General features: G+C 41.4%; 15 protein-coding genes and 1 pseudogene. 5 read left to right on the top strand and 11 right to left on the bottom strand.

The window, feature by feature from the left end:
* Positions 1–1,649 precede the first annotated feature (1,649 nt).
* Positions 1,650–2,483, top strand: a complete 834-nt coding sequence (locus V1224_02655) for an Arm DNA-binding domain-containing protein (GenBank protein WWR16376.1) — start codon at positions 1,650–1,652, stop codon at positions 2,481–2,483.
* 195 nt (positions 2,484–2,678) lie between these two features.
* Positions 2,679–2,834 (top strand): hypothetical protein, encoded by a 156-nt coding sequence (locus tag V1224_02650; GenBank protein ID WWR16375.1) that lies wholly within the window; start codon positions 2,679–2,681, stop codon positions 2,832–2,834.
* A 312-nt stretch (positions 2,835–3,146) separates the two neighbouring features.
* On the opposite strand, the gene V1224_02645 is transcribed toward V1224_02650, so the two are convergent.
* The 4 genes from V1224_02645 to V1224_02630 form a co-directional block, all read right to left on the bottom strand.
* Positions 3,147–3,572, bottom strand: coding sequence for a flavodoxin domain-containing protein (locus tag V1224_02645; protein ID WWR16374.1), 426 nt, complete (start codon positions 3,570–3,572; stop codon positions 3,147–3,149).
* Positions 3,573–3,575: 3 nt separating this feature from the next.
* The gene (locus tag V1224_02640) at positions 3,576–3,776 is read right to left on the bottom strand and encodes a hypothetical protein (protein WWR16373.1); all 201 of its coding nucleotides are present in this window, start codon (positions 3,774–3,776) and stop codon (positions 3,576–3,578) included.
* Positions 3,754–4,359 carry a TetR/AcrR family transcriptional regulator gene (locus tag V1224_02635; protein ID WWR16372.1) on the bottom strand — a complete coding sequence of 202 codons (606 nt, stop codon included), beginning with the start codon at positions 4,357–4,359 and terminating at the stop codon, positions 3,754–3,756. Before V1224_02635 ends, V1224_02640 begins: the two co-directional genes overlap by 23 nt.
* Positions 4,360–4,437: 78 nt before the next feature.
* Positions 4,438–4,983, bottom strand: coding sequence for a CDP-alcohol phosphatidyltransferase family protein (locus tag V1224_02630; protein WWR16371.1), 546 nt, complete (start codon positions 4,981–4,983; stop codon positions 4,438–4,440).
* 205 nt (positions 4,984–5,188) lie between these two features.
* On the opposite strand from V1224_02630, the gene V1224_02625 reads away from it, so the two are divergent.
* The gene (locus tag V1224_02625) at positions 5,189–5,545 is read left to right on the top strand and encodes a helix-turn-helix transcriptional regulator (protein ID WWR16370.1); all 357 of its coding nucleotides are present in this window, start codon (positions 5,189–5,191) and stop codon (positions 5,543–5,545) included.
* A 186-nt stretch (positions 5,546–5,731) separates the two neighbouring features.
* Here the strand turns inward: V1224_02625 and V1224_02620 are convergent.
* Positions 5,732–5,980 (bottom strand): annotated as a pseudogene (locus tag V1224_02620) (hypothetical protein).
* Positions 5,981–6,171: 191 nt separating this feature from the next.
* Between V1224_02620 and istA the strand changes: the two are divergent.
* Both istA and V1224_02610 read left to right on the top strand, forming a co-directional pair.
* Complete coding sequence (istA, locus tag V1224_02615; protein WWR16369.1) at positions 6,172–7,728, top strand: IS21 family transposase; 1,557 nt, start codon at positions 6,172–6,174, stop codon at positions 7,726–7,728.
* Positions 7,725–8,492, top strand: coding sequence for an ATP-binding protein (locus tag V1224_02610; GenBank protein WWR16368.1), 768 nt, complete (start codon positions 7,725–7,727; stop codon positions 8,490–8,492). The genes istA and V1224_02610 overlap by 4 nt, the downstream gene beginning before the upstream one ends.
* A 421-nt stretch (positions 8,493–8,913) precedes the next feature.
* On the opposite strand, the gene V1224_02605 is transcribed toward V1224_02610, so the two are convergent.
* The 6 genes from V1224_02605 to pglZ form a co-directional block, all read right to left on the bottom strand.
* Positions 8,914–9,078, bottom strand: a complete 165-nt coding sequence (locus tag V1224_02605) for a hypothetical protein (GenBank protein ID WWR16367.1) — start codon at positions 9,076–9,078, stop codon at positions 8,914–8,916.
* A gap of 316 nt (positions 9,079–9,394) precedes the next feature.
* Complete coding sequence (locus V1224_02600; GenBank protein ID WWR16366.1) at positions 9,395–10,489, bottom strand: PDDEXK nuclease domain-containing protein; 1,095 nt, start codon at positions 10,487–10,489, stop codon at positions 9,395–9,397.
* A gap of 84 nt (positions 10,490–10,573) precedes the next feature.
* A complete protein-coding gene (locus tag V1224_02595; protein WWR16365.1) occupies positions 10,574–11,464 on the bottom strand; it encodes a serine protease in 891 nt (296 codons plus the stop codon).
* 196 nt (positions 11,465–11,660) lie between these two features.
* Positions 11,661–12,887, bottom strand: a complete 1,227-nt coding sequence (locus V1224_02590; protein WWR16364.1) for a hypothetical protein — start codon at positions 12,885–12,887, stop codon at positions 11,661–11,663.
* A gap of 3 nt (positions 12,888–12,890) precedes the next feature.
* Positions 12,891–15,026 (bottom strand): protease Lon-related BREX system protein BrxL, encoded by a 2,136-nt coding sequence (brxL, locus tag V1224_02585; GenBank protein WWR16363.1) that lies wholly within the window; start codon positions 15,024–15,026, stop codon positions 12,891–12,893.
* An 11-nt stretch (positions 15,027–15,037) separates the two neighbouring features.
* A complete protein-coding gene (pglZ, locus tag V1224_02580) occupies positions 15,038–17,632 on the bottom strand; it encodes a BREX-1 system phosphatase PglZ type A (protein WWR16362.1) in 2,595 nt (864 codons plus the stop codon).
* Positions 17,633–17,641: the final 9 nt, after the last annotated feature.

Genomic DNA, 17,641 nt, shown 5'->3' with positions numbered 1-17,641 from the left:
TTACAACATGACAGACAAAAACTGTAATAAATTTCAGAAACCATAGAGACAAGCAGAAGTTTTGCCGACGATAAACTGCCCTGCTTGCAAAAACGCCTGCCTGCAAGCAATTTGACAATCCCTTTGACAAAGACCTGGAAAAATACCGGAAACTGAAGCATAAACGCAGAAAATCCGGAGATACTTGAAATAGCTTCGCGCATATGTTATAATAGCGACAGCTAAGAAGGATATAAGTGTCAAGCTGACACAAAGCGAAAACCCCGGAGCAGCCACTCCGGGGTTTTCTTTTAGGCTAGTTGCCACTGTCGTTTCCGTCCAGCCATTTGCAAACATAGTAGCCGACTACGCTTGCCACAACGGAAACCAAGAAAGATATAAATATATTAGCCAAGCTGACACCCCCCCCTTCCTGTTGCCAGTCTAGGGTGTGACAACACAGCCATTATAAGAGCAAACCACAGTCTTTACAAGACATATCTTTCCCGTCTCTTGTATGGTCGGAAAATTTTCTCAAAAATTTTTGTTATCAAATTGTTATCACAACGCAAAAAATACCCCTCTGATCTCTCAAAGGGGTATCCTTATTTTGTCAGTGTTTATAGTATTACTCGATGATGATGGTAAAAGAGAAGCTGTAAAGAGGGTGGATGAACTAACCGAAATCCCCCGATACACCAAAACAGACGAACCACCCCAAGACTAGCCAAGCCACTTTTGGCTTCGGTTCTGTCCGAAAAATGGACAATCCAAAACTGGCGCGTCAAATCAGCGGCAGGGGTGCATCAAATTCGGCGCAGGGGTGCCGGTAATTATGGGGCAGGGTGCCCTAAACCGGGGCGTCTCCAAAATAGAGATACCCAGTAAAGCCCAAATGGGTCTAACCACAGACAAATGATTGCCGTTGGCAGTATTCGCCACAATGGCGAAAAACAATACAGCTTAATTTTCAGCTCTATTCGCCCCAAACAGGCATTTTATACATTCATTGATGCGAATACCACAAACAGCCATTTCGCCCGTATATGGGCGGCCAGGAGAGCCACAGGGCATACTGCAAATCAAGGGATGCCCAACCCCATAATTGCCGGGTGGGTTCTGATCGGATCCCCTCCGGGTCAAATTTGATCCCGTATAGGTCAATACAGTCTTGCGTTTACATTTCAAATGCAACCTGTTTACTCCGATTTCTAATCAGGGAACTACTGCACCATGACAATATAATATGCTTAACCGGGCAGCCGGGAGGGCGTGCGGCCATTCCGTTCCGAGTTCTGCGGAAAGGAGTGGTGCTTATGAGTACATATGAGGAATTTATGGTTTTACTGACAATCGGACTTTTGATTGTTGCAATTCTGAATCTGAAAAATAAGTAAGCCGCCCTGCTCTCTGGTAAAGAATAGGCGGCTTACTTAGCGTTCTAATTCGCCGGGACGGATAGGCTCAATCTATCTTCCGGCTGTCCTGTTAAACATATTATATGCCACATATACAGTTTTTTCAACCATAATTTGAAAATGCCCCGGTACGCCAATACCAGAGCATTTCAGATAGATACCATAAGGATTATGATATATCTCTCAACCAAATTCAGTATATCACAGTCCTTTGTTAAATGCACCTATTTTTCAAGAAAGGACTGATTTTTTATGCCGGCATATTATGACGAATCAACCAAAATATGGTTCTGTAAATTCTATTACACCGATTGCACAGGGACAAAGAAGCAGAAAAAGAAGCGCGGTTTTAAGCTGCAAAGGGAAGCTAAAGAGTGGGAAAGGGCATTTCTTGAACGCCTGCAGGGCACTCCTGATATGACATTCCAATCTCTCTATGACCTCTATATCGAGGATATGAGCCATAGGCTAAGGCAGAACAGCATAGACGGTAAGAAGAACGTATTCAAGAACCGCATACTGCCTTACTTTAAGGGTAAGCCAGTAAATGCCATCAAACCAACAGACATCCGGGCATGGCAAAATGAACAGATAGACAAAGGATATTCAGACGCATACCTTGACCGCATCCAAAATATGGTGACTACCATCCTAAACTATGCCGTCACATATTACAATCTGCCCTCAAATCCATGTGACAGAGCCGGACACATGGGCAAACGCACCCGGTCAATGAACTTTTGGACGATTGAACAGTACAACCAGTTTATCCAGTATATAACGGATATCAGCGCACACACGGCCTTGCAGCTTCTTTTCTATTCCGGTATGCGTTTCGGTGAACTCCTTGCCCTTACACTGGCCGACCTTGACTTTAAGGAAAATACCATACATATTACCAAATCTCTACAACACAAGGCAGGTGGTGATATTGTGACGCCACCCAAAACAGACAACGGCATACGCACCATTACCATGCCGGAAGCCATCATGCAGGAAATAGAGGACTATACCCATAAAATATACGGCATAAAGCCATCTGACAGAGTATTCACCTTTACCAAAAGCCTGATAAGAGAAACATGAAACGAGGAGCGGAAAAGGCTGAAATCCCCTTTATACGCATCCACGATATGCGGCACTCCCATGTATCGCTGTTAATCAATATGGGATTCTCCCCTCATCTGATAGCGGAACGCATTGGCGATACTGTGCAAATGGTAAACAGCACTTACGGGCATCTTTACCCCAGCAAACATATGTACCTCCATATCGTTTTTTGTGGATGGGTTGCCGGGAAACGATATGGAGGGCGGCGGGGAGCGACACCCGGGGGAGCCGCCCCGCACCTTGGGACTGTTTGTCCCGAAGTGGAGCCGACAAGAAACGACAACGCCCGCACAGCGTTGTACTGTGCGGGCGCATGAAATGACGTAGTTCTTTATGTACTTGCAAATTTCGCGTTGTTGGCCGGAGTAACCCGGTGGAGGGGCTAAACTTTTTTTAACGAATTAAGTTGAGTGCAGATAAAAAAGGACACGACAATACCTCCCGGATACCGCCGTGTCCTTAAAAATGGGCGACTTTAATACACCCTCCGATTTTCTATTTTTCAAAAAGAAAACGGCGGCTTGAAATTTGCTATTTCAAAACCGCCGTTAGGCTACTGTATTTTGTTTGGGCGCACAGGTGTCCAGCCGCCGAAACAACGGTTTTTTTTATTTACCGTTATTCGGTGGTATTGTTTTCTTAGGCGTCATTACCCAGTGCCGTATAAAAATCGTTCAGCGCCTGTGTGTTTAACCAGCCCATATTAGCAGGATTGGTAAAGGGAGGCTTACCGCCAAAAGATGTAACGCAAACCGCAGATTGAATAAGCTCGGCGGGTATGTTCTTTTCAATAGCCTTTTGAAATGTGTCAGGATAGGCGTTGCAGAAGTAAAGTGCAACTCGCTTTGAAAGCAGTTCATCTAAATGCTGATGGAGAAAATTTGCAACAGGCTTATAGATTTTCCCCATGCGTATTCCAGAACCGATAATCACTGTTTCAAAAGAGCTAATATCGGGAACAGTTTTCCCGAGGTCATCAGCTACACACTTAATTTTTTGAGCCAGTAAATCCGCACATTCGCTGGTTGCACCCGATTTTGTAGCGTATAAAATCAATGTTCCCATCGCTTAATTTCCTTTCTTTGTGCGGCGCAGGGTAATCGCCAACAGGATCAACGTAATAACGCTAAAGACAATTCCCGCAATTCCACAGTTCATGTGGAAGTTAATAGAGCCCGGTTGTCCTGATTTAAGCCAAAGGCCACAGATCATAGCGGACAGCAGGAGCAAGATTGAAACGACAGAGCTAATTATCGTTGCTATTTTCATTTGGTTTTCTCCTTTGTGTGCCGATGATATTATCTATCAGCATATCAATAAACTTGTTTCTTGATTGCGTATCGTACAAATCAATTCCACTGTACATACGAAACTCCGCCGGAGCAATACCGGCCACCTGCAAGGGATGCAGAATTTGCAAGGCTATTACCCGCAATTCAATTTCTTCTTTTTCGGCCCCAAAAATTTCTTTTAGTACAGGGATCAAATAGAGGGGGGCGTGCATATCGCCATTTAAGACTCCTTGCGTCAACATGAATTGAATGAGCTTTTTATTTGCCACCGCGACACTACTAAGCTCTTTCAACATAGCCTTTAATTTTTGTACGGGCTCCTCGCTTGAGCCATTATTTTCCGTTAGGAAACCCGTTGCCATTTTCGCCAAGACATCACCAACGGCCAGACTCAATAAATTGTCCTTCGAGTTAAAATGGTAGTTTATAGACCCGGTTCCGACACCCGCCCGCTCTGCAATTTGCCGGACGGTAATGGTATCTATATCGGAAACCTCGTTTAATATTTCTGTTGCCGCTTTGATAATGCGCTCCCTTGCATCCTGATCTTTCTTTGCCATTCCTATACCTCCACATTCTTTTTGCCGGTTTACTTTTTGTTCAGAACACGTTCAGTATAGCTTATAAAAAAATTGCCGTCAATATGGCACAAAGAGACTTTTCCGATTAACATCATAGTATTCCGCAAGTAGTAAGATACCTGTTTCCTCCAATGATGACAGTAAAGCCACTATTAAAAATGTAATAATCACAACGGCAGGTACAAACCCTAAAACATAGTAAACCGGCAATATCGAAAACAAAATGAGCCCAGTTGCTTTATTGGCGATGGTGTGTATCACGTTCCACTGCTTGAACTTGAGCCTTGTAATGAGCACATTTACAATTCGTGTGCCAAGAATAAGCATCGCACCAATTATAAAATTTTGCCCCCATACTGACTGGACTCGAACGCAGGTCAGGTAAAGAATAGCCATTGAAAATACTAAATCCGCTAAACTGTCCAACCTTGCCCCCAATGCCGTTACATTATGAGATTTTCGGGCAATATAGCCATCCGCAATATCTGTTAAGCCACACGCCGTATAGAGGATCAAAAACCACGGCTTTGTCTGGTAAACTGTGAACAGATAGAGCGAAAGAATTATCCGACAGCATGACAGGATATTTGGTAACTGCTTCAAAAAATAATAATCACCTCCCGTGTGAAACATGTTCTGAACACGTTCAGTATAACTCACTCTGCCCCTGCTGTCAATGCTGGTTTCCAAATTTTTTTCTTACACATCAACAAGCACATAAAGCGAAACAAAATACTACTAAACATAAAATTGTATTTCGTTTTCATATTCTCACCTGAAATGTAGAATAATATAGGGTGATATGAAAATGTACCAATATGACAAGCGCCTTGACTTCCACGCCCTGGGTAGGGAGATCAAGCGCAAAAGAGAAGAAAAGGGCTGGACGCAGGACTATTTGTCCCAGCTTGTAAACCGTACCCCGCGCTCCATCATGTATATTGAGAACCGGGGACAGCATCCCAGCCTGAACACGTTTTACCAGCTTGTCACCCTGCTGGACATTTCCGTGGATCAATTCTTTTTCCCGGATAAGCTGAACGGCGAAAGCACCTGTCGCAAGCAGATCGATGTCATGCTCAATTCAATGGACGAAAAAGAGCTCATAGTCATGGAAAGCACCGCAGAGGGACTCAGAAAAGCCCGGGGAACGGAGGAAGCGTAAGAAAAGCGCGGCCTCCGTTTTTTGCGCCATTTTAAGGGGGAGCGACTAACGGCAAGCAATTCGGGTGTGGCCACACTCCGAAATTTTTGCTGGGCCGCAGGCCCGCAAAAATGCTTGTTGGGGAGCCTCCCCAAACCCGGCTCTTTGGGACAAAATGTCCCAAAGAGGTTGGCTGCGTCACCGCCGCTATCGCGTCTGTTCCTTATCAGTGCGCCCGTCCGTAAGGCCGAGCAGATGGTCGATGTTGGCCTTGACCGCCACGGCCTCCCGCATATCTCGCTGGGCCTGCCGATACTCGGCATAGAGGGCCCTTTTCCTGTCCGCCAGCTCCCGCCGCTGTTTTTTCAGCGCGTCCATTTTGGGGAGCTTTTCACCGCCTAACAATTCATTCATAGCGGCCCGGGCCGCCCGGTAGGTGGCAAGCTCCGCCTCGTTGAATATTATCCTCCTTGGGAGCCACCAGTTTCCCGCTTGAGAGCCATCCGGAATGGATATTTTCCACCTTCAGAGCCACCACAACATATTGTGCTGCCATGTATATTTGATTTTATTATGGATCTCCTTATAGTTATTTCTGGAGAACTGCAAATGCAGTATCACCAAATAATCTATAAGGAGGTCTTTTTATGTTTAAGAAGACAAAAGTCAGAAGCATTCTCGAACTTCTGGGAAAAAATCTAAGCGCAAGGGAGGTATCAAAAGTTTTAGGTGTATCCAGAAACACCGTCGCCGAAGTTCAGGCATTGTTTTTACAGTCAGGCAGATCGTGGGATGATATTTCTGAATGGGATGACGACAGACTCTATGGACTGTTTTATCCGGATAAGTTTAAATATAAGCCCAGATATGCACCGGTTGATTATTCTTACGTCCATAAGGAATTAAAGAAGACAGGCGTCACAGAGAAGCTCCTTTGGGAAGAATACTGTGCCAGATGTGAGAAAGACGGGGCACGTGCATGTTCTTATATAACATTTGCTAAAAATTATAAGAAATTTACGGCAGATAAAAACTATACGAGCCACATAGAACACAAACCCGGATTAGAGATTGAAGTTGACTGGTCCGGCCCTGCAATGAGCTATACGGAGCCGGATACCGGGGAACGTATAACAGCATACCTGTTTGTTGCAACTATGCCCTACAGCCAGATAAGCTATGTGGAAGCCGCAGCCAGTATGGATGAAAAAGCATGGCTTTCCTGTCATGTAAACATGTTCCGGTTTTTTGGCGGGACACCGGTAAAAGTTGTCTGTGATAACTTAAAAACCGGAGTGACCTCACATCCTAAAAGAGGTGAGATCATACTAAATGAGGCGTATCTTTCGCTTGGCGAGTATTATTCCGTAGCTATCATGCCAACAGGCGTCAAAAAGCCAAAGCAGAAAGCAAGTGTGGAAGGGAGTGTGGGTAAGATTGCCACGGCTGTTATCGCAAAACTCAGAAATGATACCTTCCCATCATTAGCCGCATTAAATGCCGGAATCCGAAAAGCGGTAAAAGAATTCAATGACAAGCCTTTCCAGAAGCGCCCCGGAAGCCGCCGGAGCATCTTTGAAACGGAAGAAAAACCATACTTGAGAGCCCTGCCGCTTATTCCCTATGAAGTCTGTGAATGGTCTTATGGGCATAAAGTCGGCAGCAACTCTCATATATGGTGGAACAAAGGTCAGTATTCCGTTCCATACAGGTATATCGGATACAAGGTGGATATCAAATTTAACAGCCATCTTGTATTTATCTATTATAACAGAACAGAGATAGCAAAGCATCCGATACTTTCCAAACATATGACAAACGGTATGCGGACAGAGCAAGCCCATCTTCCTTTGCCGCTCAAAAAAAATCTGTCAGTGGAAGATCTCTGTGACAAAGCAAGGGAAACAGGCCCCAAAACATTTGAGGTAATCCGCAGGATGTTTGACGAGGCAAAAGTGAAAGAACAACCCATGCAGACAGCAAGAGCCATACTTTCCATAGCGGATATCTATACACCGGAAGTCCTTGAAAAAGCATGTGATAAAGCGCTCAGGCAATACCATATGCCTTATTATAAGACTATATATTCCCATGCCAGGAGCATAAACAGTGCAAAAGAACTCACAGAGTTCAAGGAAAACAATCAGAAATTCGGAATTGTCAGAGGCGCAGATTATTACAAAAAAAGGAGAGACGACAAATGAACATTGAAATAAAAAAGAGTTTATCGGTATTAGAATTAAGCGACCTTGCAAGAATCATAGAAATGCAGGAAAAAGATATAAAACTTGTGGATCTAAGCTACGAAAAGCGTTTGGAACTGCTTCTGGAAACACTGATACAGGAACGGGAGAACAGGCTCATAAACAGACTGATCAGGAATGCTTACTTTAAATATCCTAGCGCAAGCTTGGAATCATTGGATTACGATTCCAGACAGATAAAAAAGTCCACGATCCTGAATCTGGCCACAATGGGATTTGTTTCCAATGCAACAAATCTTGTCATCACAGGACCGACCGGCGCTGGAAAGACTTACCTTGCATGCGCCCTTGGCGTGGAAGCGTGCAGACAAACTTACAGGGTTTTGTATATCAGGATGCCTGACCTGATGCGTAACTTTGAGAATCAGAACGACAACCTCAGGGAGCTTACAAAATACAGGAAAAGGATCGGCAACTATCAGATCCTTATCCTTGATGAGTGGCTTAATTACAAAATTTCCGAAAAAGACGCCAAGAACCTCTATGAGCTGTTTGAACAGCGCAGCGGGAATCATTCCACCGTCTTTGTCGGACAGTATCCTGTCGATGAATGGCATGGCAGGCTCGGCGGCGGAACGCAGGCAGATTCCATCATGGACAGGATTATCCATAATGCCTATGAAATCCCTACAAATGAAACAAACCTGAGAAAGCTGTATGATTCAAAGAAACTGAAAAAGCTTGTTGACGAAATAGAATCATGATCGTCTGAATAAGCTATACATGTTATTGCCTCTGTTGTATTTTGAAGCAACAGAGGCAGTACTACTATATCTTGTGTCCGGGGTGGCTCTCAAGGTGGAAACTTCCAGGTGGCTCTCAAGCGGGAAACTGGTGGCTCCCAAGGAGGATAATATTCATTTCGCCTCCCTCCCGGCTATCCACGCAAAAAAGCCGCCCGTTTTTTCATGCCGGACGGCTTTCTGCGTAATGTGATAGCTCAAATAATATTTTTTTGTGGGTGTAGGCTCCGAAAAGCCTTGATATTACAGTGTTCCTATTAAAACTCATTCATAATGAAGTCGCTGAAAAACTGAATCAAATTATAGTACCGAATTAGTACCGCAAGGCATAAATCAAGGGCGAACCCACAACGGGAACGCCCTGTTTTACTGCATTTCCTATTTACTCGATAATAGTAGCCACACGACCTGAACCAACCGTTCTACCACCCTCACGGATTAGGTTGGGGAAACCCTGTTTGACCGATGGCGTGTTTTCGAGGTTTTCTGTCATCATATCTTTTGAAAATATTGATTTTCTCTGTATTTTCAGAATTTTTGTAGCCATTTTGTAGCCAAGAACGTTTGTACACTCCGATTAAAACTTCGCTCAAACTGCGCTCATTTTTTTGAGCGAAGTTTTCACTTTCAAATGCAAATTCCTTGCAAATCCTTATTATAATAATCCTTTTTTTGAGGCAGTAAGTATCTTTCTTTTGGGGTAGTTTCCCCGATTACTATTCTAAAACTCCCCAAAGTCATTTTACTCTATTACTACTCTTTGAGACCGCTATATAAGAACGTTTTCCCTTTCATCGTAATTGTTGCGACAGTGTAGCAACTTTTTGAGTATGTTTCAAAAATTGTGTCTACAATAATAATTTCTACAAATCCGTCCCTTCATCTATCCATTCTTTCAATTTTTTCTGAAGTTCCTTCTTATCCGGCAAATACAACTGATACTCTGATGCATAAATATTGGAATCGTCTGGTAACGTAATTTCTACAAGTGCATCATCCTTTTCCTTGCATAATAGAATTCCTACTGTTGGATTTTCCTCGGGCAGCTTTTCATATCTGTCATAATAATGCACATACATCAACATCTGCCCCAAGTCCTGATGCGTCAATTTATCAATCTTCAAGTCTATCAATACATAGCACCGTAATAGTCTGTTATAAAACACAAGATCAACATAATAGTTATCTTCCTTAAATGTAAACCGCTTCTGCCTTGCTTCAAATAAGTAACCTTTTCCTAATTCCAGCAAAAATTTTTGTAATTTATTGATAATTGCAGTCTCCAAATCAGATTCCACGTATTTTGCTTTTTCATCTAACCCAAGAAATTCAAGCACTGTGGGCTGTTTCACAATGTCCTGCGGTTTTGTAATGACATTGCCCTCTTTTGCCAGTCTCATTACTTCATCCTTGTCCCGGCTCAAAGCCAACCTTTCATATAGGCTTGAATTATACTGCCTCTGCAATGTACGTATCCCCCAACCGGATTTTGCTGATTCTATCTCATAAAATTTTCGTTCATCCACATTTTCAATTCGCATTAGTTGCAGATAATGCGACCATGAAACAATAAAAGGTTGTTCCTCATTCAATTCCTCAATCACTGTTTGGGATTTTTTAACTGCAAATTCCTCAAACAGTGTCTGGGAAATTCGATCTGCATATGTGAGATAAAATTTTCTGGCATATTCCAAGTTCGTTTCAGAAAATCCCCTACCAAATTCTTTTGTAAGACTTTCTGATAATTTTTTCAAAACCTGCTTTCCATATTTCGCCCGTTCTTCTCCTTCTTGCTGTTCCTCAACAATCCATTTTCCCAACGAGTAATAAGTCATTAATTGCACCAAATTTACCTGTTTTGCGGTAATCTGCCTTGCATATTGGATTAATTCAATGGACTCCTCAATCAACATATCTAAAGACTGATTCATTTCAATTATTTCATTTTTGCCATCCATCTATTCTCCTCCAACTCTTCTTACTATATTCAGCTCAGTACATTACACAATTTTTCATTGCATTTTCAAACATTCCTGAAAAGCTTAATTACTATTTGAAATTTGTCCTTTTTCAGTATTTTCAGCAATATATGTACCAAAAGTATTTATAACACCCTCTCTATGCCTGTTCCAATCTAAAAGAACAACTTCCTTTATCCTATCCACCGGATAAACTATGGTCAGTCCGCTATTTTCGGTCTGTACCATTTTAGTCTCCTGAGTTTGCTGACTAATTAGGACATCTCTATAGGGAATATATGCACTTAACACCCCTAGCAATTTTGCCGGCATATAATTTACTCCTATTGTCGTAAATATATTTTCAGGTTTACTTATTATAGGTCCACCAGAATTACCAGGAAATGCCTGCGCATCAACTAAAAAGTATTTTGCTTTTTCTGGTTGCACAAATGCATCTGTTAATCTGGATATGCATCCCATTCTGCATATAGGTGTCTTGAAGTCACTCACTAAATTCATCGGAAAACCAAGTGCATATACCAACCAGCCCTCATCTATTCCCTGCATTTTCATTGTATATACATCTAACGATTCTGTCTCAATGTTTATTGCACCCCAAATAGAGCTATCATTAATTAAACACTGTGGATTCAATTGTATTGCAATAATATCAACTTCGGCATCCGGATGTTCTGTATATGTTTTTCTTCCCAAGCCATCTATTAATTGAATTTCATAGTCTTTAACAAAAGTTCCTGATATACTATTAAATCTAACGTAAACCGTATTCTTGCCATTTAAAACATGCTTATTGGTAATCAAATAAATCGTTGATGTTTGTATATTATTAGGCTCTTGCATACTTACTAAAAAACCTGTTCCAATCCACAATTTTTCTATATATCCATTACATTGTTGTTCTACACCTATTGCTACAACAGCATTAACAAAATTATTAGGTATTATCGACATATTTATCTCTCCCTGCCAATATTCTTCATAAAATTTCTATTTTCAATAGAATTGCAAAATTACATTTGTCATCAATATAATTGACCTACTCATAATTTTATATTCTTTTCTCAAAAGCGTAATATTGAAAAATATTTTAAACATATCACACTTTATAACACTTTTAATCTAATCACACTCCACATATATCAAAGCATTACTCTTTCGCATACATATTAAAAAGCATCACTCTAACCTGTATCTGTTGCCCAGGATTCTGTGTCGATATCATGCAACATTTAAATTCATTCTTATCCAATATTTGCACTTGGCGCATCTCTGGTAGGGCTCTTAATGCTTCTTCCGCAGTTTGAAGTATTGCCAAAAAATCTTTTTTCCGAACAAAATAAATCAGCGCTGTTTTGCAATCTCTCCATGTCAAATAACTATCCAATTGTTTCAATGCATCCGCAATGGCTTTCTGCCCTGTCCACATCTTACATTCTGCTACAAAAGCTGCCCTGTTTTTTTCTTCAATACAAATATCTGTTTTCCCATTATTACGAAATGCTTCTCCTACCGCACCGCCCAAATACGTTCCATTTAAAGCCGCAAGAAGCGTATTCCGCAAATCTTCCTCTTTCATATCCTTATAAGACCTTGGTGTTCTCTCATAAGTGCTACCCATATGCTTAATTGTAGCTAATATATCCGCATAATTAGCATCACTAATACTATAAATATCTTCCTTTTTATACTCATGTGCAATAGGAACGATTTTCCTTTGTAATGGTACATGTGTTTCTGCATAAGCGGATTTCTTAACCGGAACTTCAAACATATTGGCTACCGAAAAAAACGATTCAACTTTTTTCTTTTTCTCCTCAAGAAAATGTAGAGCCTGTTTTTGCAAGGATGCATTATAAGACTCAACATCTTTATTGGCATAACTTATCCCATCACGAATATCTTTTATATCATGTTCTAATTTCTCCAATGCACTATCTTTCGCCCTTTCACCTTGCATTTCTTTCAAAGAATACTCATATCTTAATGAAACGAATCCTTGACTTATCGAAATGTTCGGATATGGTCCTAATGCAAACGTTGAAGCGCGATACTTAAATAAATCTTCCTCACCTGTAAACGGAAAATAGAATATCATAACAATTCCGTCTACTTCTGCATACTCTCTCCCATAAGAATCTCTATAAAATGGTTCAATCCACTTTTTTATTTTAGCCTGTTTAATGTGCCGCTTGCTAAATTCTTCATCCATTATTTCTACAGGCTCAATACGAAATTCCTCATACAAATTGCTAGCAAGAACTTCTAAATCATTCGCCATTATTTCTTCATTTTTGAATGCATCTATTTTTTTTACCATTTCCTGTTTATTTGCACCCAGTACAATAGCTAAATCCCAATCATTAAATGGTTGCATGCTTCATTCCACCCCCAAAGCCTTAAACACTGCATCCTCCGCACTCGCATACGGTATCAGCTGAAATGCACTCATCAAATCTGCCGGAACTGTCGCAAAATCTGCAAAAGAAGTAGAGGGAATCAATACTTTTTTCGCGCCACTATCCAAGCAAACCTGAAGCGCATTTGCCAGTTCATCCACTTTTATCATTGTTCCGCTGATACTGATTTCTCCCATAATGGCTGTTGAACTAAGTACCGGCTTATTCAGAGCAATCGAACACAATGCAATCAAAGTCGGAAGCGCCAGCTTCCCTGTCATTCCAATTCCCTGCAAATCCTGATAATTGATAACATAATCCTTCGCTGTCGTGCTGATAGAACCACTAATTCTATTGCCATTCGCTTTCAGATAGCTAAAAGCAGTATTTGACGCCTCTTTCGCATCCCGATCAGAACCTAGACCTGTCCTTTCAAACTTCCCTGAACCCGGTAACATTTGGCTTTCCAATCGAAATACTCCTATCATTCCGGATTTGCCACGGGATACTGTATATACTTGTCCCGGATTACACAATCCCTCAGGAATCAGATTTCCACCACCCTGTTCAGGTACAGAAACATAATGTTCTGACAAATCCTCTAAATCTATGTAGGAGAAATTCACATCGTAAAACTCCATGCCACCCAGCTTTTTCAGTTGTTCTTTTACCCTGCGCCGCATTTCCAAAGCAAGCTGCAATATTTCTTCTAACTCCTGCTTTGTATAAACGCCATCCGGATATATCAGCTTCACCAGACCGCCCACCATTTTCCGAACCGCTATGGTATCTCTTTGATTTAAATTCTTTCCAAGCCTGAAATACTGGTCAAGGGCGTCTCCATACTGTTCCTTGCGTAATTCTCTTATAAACTCAGCCAAGTAATCTGTTATAAAACCATACTCATCTGTAAAGTGTTCCGGTCTGAACTTAGGAATTTCCCACCCCGGCACATAGCAATGCATTCGGTCTAAAAATGCTGTATCAGTTCCCATTTCCGGCGGAAACGGATCAAATAAGCTGGAAGTCTTTAATAGCACATCTACACTTTGATTAATGTTTCCTACAAAGACCATAGATGCGGACGCTGCCTTTTCCTCCTTGCCACGCGCAAAGGAACCGGATGCCATATAATCTTTCATAATCTGTATGCCATCCTTATCCTTAAAATGGATACCCGCCACTTCATCAAATGCTACGCAGTCCCACAAACCAACAAGCCCTACCGTTTTACGCCCCATATTATAAAACAGATTTGCCACTGTAGTCTGACCGCCGGATACTAATATACTGTTCGGGGAAATCTCCTTGAACAAATGCGATTTACCTGTACTTCTAGGTCCAAGTTCACACAAATTAAAATTATTTTCCACCAAAGGAATCATGCGTATCAGAAGTAACCACTTTTCCCGACAAGTCAACGTATCAGGTTCCATACCGATTGACCGCAGCATAATATCCATCCATTCATCCTTTGAAAATTGTCTGCGCGCATCTTTCAACTCCTCAATATCCACATGAGGCATCTGTATCGGTGTGAGTTTAACGATTTTAATCGGTGAAACTGTTTCTTTTGATTTTTTCTTTCTGGACTGCACAGGATTTCCATCAATATCCACAATCCCGGAAAGCATATCTCCTTCCAATTTACTCTCTGATACATATTCAAGCTGAATAATGCACCAAATGCCTCCGCATAACAGGCGATCATATTTCTCCGGATACGAATCTTCTATCGGAATGCCACTCAATCCAAGATTTGAAAATTCAGCTTCATGCTGGTCTTTGCGTATGTTCAGGGAAACCGTGACTTTATCAATAATTGTATAGTTCCCTTTTGCCCTCAATGTAGACAAAATCTTCTGCGCCTCGTCGGGACGTACAAAATTATCTGCCAGAATTTTTTTGACATTTTTTACGCCTTTCTCAATTACTTCTTCATCATCCGAGCTGCAGTATTGCCCCAATAGAAATTCAAGGACATAAACGGGAACATTAGCACCCTCCTTGATTTTCTTTGTCAGGTCTTTTCGCACAATTTTACCATCAAAATATTGACGGAGCTTACCCTTTATTATTTCACGGGTATCTTCTATTCCTTCCCCAATCCGCTCCATATGGCATCCTCCTATCCGAAGAAATCAAAATCATCCACTGCCAGAGCAATGTCTATTTGAAATTCTTCCTGTGCTTTTATCTCTCCACCTTCTTCAGCAATCACAAGATAATAAATTTCTTTGTTATCATATTTCAGCGACTTTAGGTTAAAACTGCACCGGAATGTGCGTTCCTGTCCATTTTCACTGGTCTTATCCGCAATAATTTTCTGAACGTCACTGATCTGTTTTCCTTTACCATCCGTAAAATATATCTGATAAACAGCCGCCGTTCTGTTATCTCCCACTGCTTCCTTCTGATAAAAATTCAGTGAGAAAATCATATTGCTAATTTTATGTGTTGCAGAAAGCAGGCTTATTTCCACGGGCTTTGTATCGTATGCCTCCTTATTGCGCTGATATTCCTTGGATTGATTTCTCAAAAAATGATATTCTATCAGAGGAACACACAATTCCTGCAAACTAATACCTCCATGAACATAATTCAATCCGCCGCCATTCATTTTGATTCGGACATTTTCCTTGGGAGCATATGCCTCATAATCCGTATTTCCATCAAGAAATTTTACATATTGTAAATATTCCGGCTTTGAGTCTTTCATCATAATTGCATAACGTCTGCCATACTCTATGATACGATTTTTAAATCCCGCATTATCTGCCTTGTCATCCTCAGTCAAAGGACTATATGTATATAGGAATCCATGATCTGCCGTAATCATGATGTATATCCCGCCAAAGTCACTCGTAATAATCCGCACAATGTTTTTTAACTCTTCCATTGCATCATCACAGGCGGGGAAAACAAGTGTGTCTGAAGTGTGACTGGCTTCATCAATTGTATCATGATAGATGTATACCACGTTCTTCGACTTAACCCATGCACTCCGCTCCTGTCTTTTTGCAGTTACCAGATCTGTATATTTTAACGCAACACTGTCTTCCCTATCAGACTTTAATATCCTATCCCTGTCATGGCTCTCTGTACTCTTTCCATCTGCAAACACATCAACGATATTCCCCTGAAACTTTACAGACAGCTTTTCGTGTGGAAGCAATGCAGCCATTCCAAACTTTGTAATGGTAGGAAAAATGCTCTGCATACTGCTTAAATCCACCTGACTTTTTGTCTCTCTGCGCAATTGCTCTGCAAGGTCAACTGCGACTTCATACCGCAATGCATCCGAAATAATGACAAACACTCTATTATCCGCATTCTTTACCTTACTCTTATAGAAATCCGTCTGTTGTGGAACTTCCAGTATCTTTCCATATCTTTCCATTTCTTCCGCACATACTTTTGACCAGTTTTCTCCCAGTTGTCCTAAAAACCAGTTTTTATACAGCCCTTCTGCTTTTTCCATTATATGGCTGAAAAGGTCGTGAAGTTTCGCATGATACGTTTTCAGGCTCCTGCCATAACTTCTATGAAACAAGCGGTAATAAGTATCCATCTTGTAATATTCTGTGGTATATTCTTTCCAGACTTTCACTGCCTGAGCTGAATGGAAACCAGTAGTATGTTCCTTGAAAAAATCCTGCATATTCGCAACTTGCAAGATGCCCTCATAAAAGTCTTTCACTTCCTCATACCACACGCAAGTACGCCGTTTTTCCACTGTCTCCCTGATTATATTTACATCTATAATACTGTCTGCAATTTCTGTCATCAGCTTTATTAAAATCAACTCATGAATACAGGGAAAAGTTTCTGTATTGACAAGGTCTGCCACATCCAGTTTCATAAATTGCTCTGAGAGTTTTAATTCCTCCTCAATTCTTATTACAATCTCACGCAGTTGATCTGCATCTGTACTATGCAGCCACTCTGATACAAAATCATAGCAATATGCCTGATGCGCTTCCGATACAACATCTTTCCATTTTGACAGGTATTCCGGCTGCATGGTACGGGTTGCGCTGGTTAATAAAATATGTGCTGCCAAATGTCCCAAATTCGGAATATCCGCCACATAACCTGTACCTTTCTGTACCATATTCCAAAAGGCTTTATCTATTCCATAGTCCGCAAAGCCGCAGTACATACTATTTGTCCCGGTATCTAATCCGGCACAAAGCACTTTCTTTATAATGGCATACGGTGTCACATCTACAATGCCAGCCAGTACTCCCATAACAGCCATATCAAGCTGTCTTGGCACAGATGGAATATTCTTCTGCTTTGCAATCTTTTCCCTGCGGACAGCCGCCTTAAAAAACTTACGATACTCTTTCACTTGCTTCCTAAGTGCTGCTGTCTGCGGAAGTCCCATTTCATCCATCCAATTTGAAATCAAATCAGCCCGATACTCCTCGCTGTACAGCCTGATATCCAAAAGCCAGTCATCTTCCGGTTTCTCATAGGATAAAGGACAATAAACCACATAATTACCTGTGGGATCTTCCACTCCTAACAATTTCTTCACAGCAAAATAATTTGTCCCCGTAAGCGCAATCAACTTCGCATCACGCAAGACAATTTCATCCAACTTGTCTTCAAATTCCCGTTCCTCATCGCACCAGAATATAATTCTACGTTTATAAAATTCCGGTAAGGGCTGCGCAAAACGCTGGTTCAAATCCTGTATCACTTTTTCCGAATCCATTCTGTTATC

The organism is Lachnospiraceae bacterium JLR.KK008, from assembly GCA_037015955.1.
Classification (GTDB): Bacteria; Bacillota; Clostridia; order Lachnospirales; family Lachnospiraceae; genus VSOB01.
This window is presented reverse-complemented; position numbering and strand designations above follow the sequence as displayed.